This is a genomic window from Psychromonas antarctica, from assembly GCF_022267535.1.
GTDB classification, from domain to species: Bacteria; Pseudomonadota; Gammaproteobacteria; order Enterobacterales; family Psychromonadaceae; genus Psychromonas; species Psychromonas antarctica.
The window spans coordinates 1-5,730 of sequence record NZ_JAHNZV010000147.1 but is presented as its reverse complement, the minus strand read 5'-3'; the positions used below and the strand labels follow the sequence as shown (position 1 = coordinate 5,730).

Here is a 5,730-nt window from a genome sequence, read left to right as displayed (position 1 = left end):
CTTCAGAGGACCCAATCAGTTTTTAAAAAAATTTAGATGATTAAAAATTAATTAAAAAATAGAAATAGTGATAGTAAGATTAGTTAATAAACATTACTTTTAGTTAGATTATCACGAACCTAACCCTAGTTTTAGAATGCCAGCGTATCTTTATATAATAATTGTTAAAACATTAAACTTGATCACAAAGTACCGCTAATTTATCGTTCAGCTTCAAGCTAATCTTCCGCTAAATTCACCATAATGTTAATGTTTATATAATTAATCATTTTCGTTCTTGGATTGTCAAATGAAGCAGCTGAAATTAGCAAACAACTACAAAAACGATATTGTTAACTCTCAGAATACCCCACTGTTGATTGAACTCAGCAAAAAAAATCTCAGTCATTTTGACTTCCAACTTAGTAACAATACAAAAGCTAAATTTCCGTTTCTGTTGGCACAAAAAATATATGATGATGCATTAAGTGACAATACAACGAACATTATTGCCATTGATGGCGATAGTTACCAACAAGGAACCCGGTTTTATCTATTAGAATCACTATTAGATCAATTAGGTGATGAAATTAAAGATATTAAAAATATTGCCACTTTAAAAGAAACACTAAAAGCGGCAGTATCAGTTGCCACTGGGGGACTGCTTGGTGAGTTTATTGGCAGTTACCTCGACAAAGGTGTGGAATATATTTTTGAAGGCGTTACCGAGCATTTCTCACAATTTTTAGTTGATAAAATAAGCGACAAAATCAATACTTCAAACATAGCAATCAGTAGTGTTGAAGGCTTTATTCAAGATGCAGTAGGAGACTCGTTAGGTGTTTTTATTGCTAATGCCAGTGACCATCAGTTACAACTTTCATCAATCGCTAAAACAGAGTTAAATACATTATCAAAAGAGTTTTCTAAAAGTTCTAAGCCAGATGTATTTCAACTAACCTTTAAGCTATTATTAGCCATTTGCATTGATTCCCCCAAGCTTGTCTATATAAACAATCCACATAAATTAGATGAGAACTCTTTAGCGATTATTTCATTACTGCTTTCTTATTCCAAACATCAAAAAGATATTGATAAAAATGTGGGTATTTCGATTGTATATTCCTATAACGATGAAACCTTTCAGCCCTATTTTGATGTTAGTGGTGACCTAAAAGAGAAACAAAAAATATTAAGCGACCAACGACGATTTGCACAGCGATACGCAATGCTTGAAATTCCAAGCAGTGATATTCCAAAAGTGGCAGTTAAATCCTCTTTATTTGTCGCGCGCAATGATGAACTCAAGCAATTACAATTTAACTTTGAACAGCGTAAAGGTTTAACTATATCAGTTGTGTCCGGCGAACCAGGGGTTGGTAAAACCTCATTGGTGAATCAACATCTAAAACAAATAGAAACTAGCAAAATGATAACTCTGACCCAGCTTAATGAAGTGGGCCATAGTTCATCTAATACCGGCCTAAGTTCCTTAGAAAAAAGTATTTTAGATGAAAAACGTCGCTTAACGTCATTACAAGGCTGGAGGGATAAAGGCGTTAGCGTATTTAAAGGCCTTGCAAGCCAAGATAATGCACTCAAAATCGCCGGTGCTTTTATTGCTGGCACAGATAAAGCCTTAGCTATTGCAATATCAGGTCACGCACGTTTAAAGGTTGATAGGGACATAGAAATCATGAAACAAAGTGGTTCGGGTGACCTAGATAAGAAACAAAACAAACAAAAAGATGAACAATTTAACAAGCTCGATAAAGCTATAGATTCCTTATTGAAAATAAGCGATTCTAATTTACCATTGGTACTATTTATTGATGATTGTCAATGGATAGACAACGACTCGTGTGAATATATCTTCACTCGCTTAGCTGAAAAAGTATCATTGTATATTGTCACTACCGTTCGCTCAAGCGATGCTGCAACCAGCTTACAACAGCTGGTAAATAATCCAAAGAAGAACCACTACTGTATTGCACTACTAAAAGCAATTGGAACCCATGGCCATCAAAAGATCAATCGCACTGCTGTCGCTCTTTCCGCTTTAAATCACTCGACTATCAATTTAACCAATTTAACCGGCTTTGATAGAGCTACACTTCATGAGCTAATAACTCTAGTGATTAAAGGCAAAAAAAACCATCTAGAAGAACTTGCTAATACTATTTTTCACGAAGTTTCAGGGCAAGATGCAACCAATATAAACACCTTGTTTGCTATTGAAAGCATTAACATGCTCTGTGATAGAAAGCTCTACAGTGAGAATAAAACCACACCACTGATAATGGATAATCCATTACGCATCAATGCTGACATAACGGATGTTAGCACGGCTATTAAAGATACCTTTGCTATTTTGCAAAACAAATATAAAGACTCATTTAGCCATTATGAAAAATCATCAGGCCAAGGTAGTTTTAATTTAATGTCCTATGCTGTATTAGAGGAAAGATTACACATATTACAACTCTACTTTGCAGAGTATGGCAATGCAGCAGTAAATACTCTGCTATTTTCTTCATTACTAAGCGCGCCCTTCTCTTCAGTCATTGTTAAAAAAGTGCTACAGGCCATAGCTAACACAGAAGAACCATTACTTGCCCACCTGAAGGCTTATGTTAAACAAGGCCAACAAGAAGTTGAATTAACCACTGAACATTACAGTATTATTGATGAGGTTTATGAAATTTTAAGCCGCTACACTCTTGATGATGACAAATATAAATACCGCCATGCATTATTACATGTTTTCTTCGATAAACAATTTGAACATTTATTAGACAGCATATTCATAGAAGATAAAACTCAATCTTTAAACAGTATGCTGAAATTAATATTAAGGGTCATTGAATATGAAGAAAAAAGCCAAGTGTTAGAGTTAGGTATCGATACCTGCGATGATTTAGTGCACATAGTTAATATTCACAAAATATTACCTTTTAAGCTTACTGCAGAGAATGTAATCAAAAAAGGAGTTGTAGTCGACCCTGAATCGTGGATGAAAGCTTACATTTGTAACCTAGAACATCAACGTGATATACAAGATACTATGAGTGGGACGTATGATACCGATCCGGTTCCATATCAAATTCATTTATTCATAAAGCCTTTGTACAAAAAAAATAAAAACCTTTGGGCGAAACACTATGCACGAAACCTATCCAGGTTAGGTTCTACATGTGACTATTCTACATGTGACTATTCTACCGATGACGGATATAATTACTCGGAAAAGCATTATGAGTACTTACAGAGGTCGTGTGCAATCCTCAAACCTTTATACCAAGCTAATAAAGTCGAATGGGCAGTGGAATACACTCACAGCCTAAATAGTATGGCTGAAGTTTACTTACTCGATAATTCCTTAACTACAGAACAGTCTAAGCTTTTCAATAAAAGTTCTGATACGTCTGGAATGACATTACGTCAAAAGGCAAAACAGATTATAGACAAAACAAATACTTTTCATATTGCTATTCATAATAGTAAAAAAACTCGATTTCCCAAAGCGATACAACTAATAGAAGAATCCATTACAATTTTAAAAGATATGAATGAAGAAAGTCCCTCGGAAGAGTTGAGAAAGGAGTGCAGTGACTGTATACAGCAATTAGCTCGTGCCAATGCTATGCACAATCGACTAACTGAAGTAATTAAATTATATGAAGAATCACTTGTTATTTTAAAAGCTTTGTATGAAGGTAATCCGGTAAAATGGGGGAGCCAGTACATTCAGAATATATATAGATTAGCTGAAACCTTTGATACGGAGAATCGACTACCCGAAGCAATTAAATTATATGAAGAGCCAGTTGTTATTTTAAAAGCTTTGTATGAAGATAGTCCGGAAGAATGGGGGATAGATTATCTTTACAGTATAAAAACCTTAGCTGAAAGCTATAATAAGAATAATCAATTAGACGACGAGTTTAAACGTCAGAAAGAATTTATTCAAATAATTAAACATTTGTACCCAAATGGTTCGAGTGACCTTCCGCATGTTGAATTTCCAGATTCCCTTTTTGATGTTATCAACATTTATATTGAACACCATTTTGATTATTATGCGGTTTGTCTTGATCAATTAGCTGATAATTACCTTGAAAATCACCAGCTGTCCAAAGGGATCAAGCTTAAAACTGAAGCTCTTCCAATTTTTTCTATTGTGGATTGTTTAGAAAATCGCTTTGATGATTGGATAGAGCGCTACGCCAATACTCTAAATAATTTGGCTGACTACTACCTTCAAAAGCAACAACTACCAGAAGTTATTCTACTTCAAAAAGAGTCTTGTGCTATATTAAAATCTTTATCACATTTTGACCCCCGCTATATCATCACTCTTATAAGCTTAGCCGAGAGTTACCGACTCAACCTTCAGCTTACCGATGCGATAATTATTCTGGAAGAGACATATGACAGAGTAAAGCCTTTATACCAAACGCCACCGTTAGATTTTAAGCCTGATTTTGAATTTGTTGATTTTGAAGTAGAGGAAGAGCCGAATCCAGTCGACTGGGAGCTTATCTTCACTGCTACCCTTTTCACGTTAGCTGAGTGTTATCGTGACAACCATCAATTTGGCAATGCGATAAAGTTTCTGCTGGAGGTTCATGATATATTAAAGCCCTTACACCAAAAAAATCCACAAGATTATGCAGATACTTACATCGAAACCATAAAAACATTATCAGATTGTTATAGAAATAACGACCAACTGTCCGAAGGCATTGAACTAGATAAAGAGTTACTTATGATTATTCGCAATACGTTATGAAGTAATATCTGTGTTGTGGCCAAGTGGTTTTGGCCATAAATTATTGTTGTGTATTGTCTCGCGCGCGGGAAACATCAATAGCTTCTTGCAGTTGCGAAATTAAAGCCTCTGCATTTGTTATTGAAAGCTCTATTTCAGTATTTGCTATGATCGATTCACCCTTCAATGAACTATCTTCTAAATTAACATTTGTAATGTTTACACCTGGATCGATATTCCAAATTTCGACATTAATACAGTCGTTATGAATGTCTCCACGCACTTCAATAAAGCCTTTTCGATACTCAATGGAATTACATTTGATCACTGCCCTATCCTCCATTTTAGAAGCTTATAGATCATGGAGTTCGACGGCTATCTCCGGTTGATCTTTTCTACTTTCAACTAGGCGAATTAATTCCATATCTTCTTCAAATTCCACCACTAGATCCGCTAGCTTATCTAGTTCGTCACCATTAGTCGTATTAGGCTTAGCTTCCCAAAGCTCAGTTATGCGGGTTAAAATAGTTTGATATTCATCTTCTGTTTCAATTCTTTTCATATATTTCTCACTTTAATCGTTTGGCCACCCAGCTTATTAATACTATTACTATTACACTAGGGGCTGTTGATCTTTCACATTGGCAGCCAAATCATTGCACATGCTAATGCCAACATGCTTTCAAAGTTTATTTTTAATTTATCGTATCGTGTAGCTATCGCTCTAAAATGCTTTAGCCTTGCAAAAGCATTTTCTACTAAGTATCTGTATTTATACAAGCACCAATCTATGTCAGCATTGCCTGTTTTTGAATTCTTCTTTCTCGGTATCACAGGTATTGAATGACGCTCCCGCACTTTATCCCTAATTGCTTCGCTATCGTAGCCCTTATCAGCAATGATAAAATCACCTTGAGGTAATAAATCAATTAACTCATTGGCAGCTTTACTATCATGAACTTCACCACCCGTAATAATAA

4 protein-coding genes are annotated in these 5,730 nt (G+C 35.1%); 1 reads left to right on the top strand and 3 read right to left on the bottom strand.

All coding sequences use genetic code 11. The features are described 5' to 3' along the window. Positions 1-289 precede the first annotated feature (289 nt). Positions 290-4,771 (top strand): tetratricopeptide repeat protein, encoded by a 4,482-nt coding sequence (locus KSO91_RS15830; protein WP_238743998.1) that lies wholly within the window; start codon positions 290-292, stop codon positions 4,769-4,771. A gap of 40 nt (positions 4,772-4,811) precedes the next feature. Here KSO91_RS15830 and KSO91_RS15825 read toward each other — a convergent pair whose 3' ends face one another. The 3 genes from KSO91_RS15825 to KSO91_RS15815 form a co-directional block, all read right to left on the bottom strand. Continuing rightward, the gene (locus tag KSO91_RS15825) at positions 4,812-5,078 is read right to left on the bottom strand and encodes a hypothetical protein (RefSeq protein ID WP_238743997.1); all 267 of its coding nucleotides are present in this window, start codon (positions 5,076-5,078) and stop codon (positions 4,812-4,814) included. Between the two features lie 24 nt (positions 5,079-5,102). Then, the gene (locus tag KSO91_RS15820) at positions 5,103-5,312 is read right to left on the bottom strand and encodes a hypothetical protein (RefSeq protein WP_238743996.1); all 210 of its coding nucleotides are present in this window, start codon (positions 5,310-5,312) and stop codon (positions 5,103-5,105) included. A gap of 74 nt (positions 5,313-5,386) precedes the next feature. Continuing rightward, positions 5,387-5,730 (bottom strand): IS5 family transposase (locus tag KSO91_RS15815; RefSeq protein ID WP_238743995.1); only part of this gene is annotated, 344 nt, incomplete at its 5' end.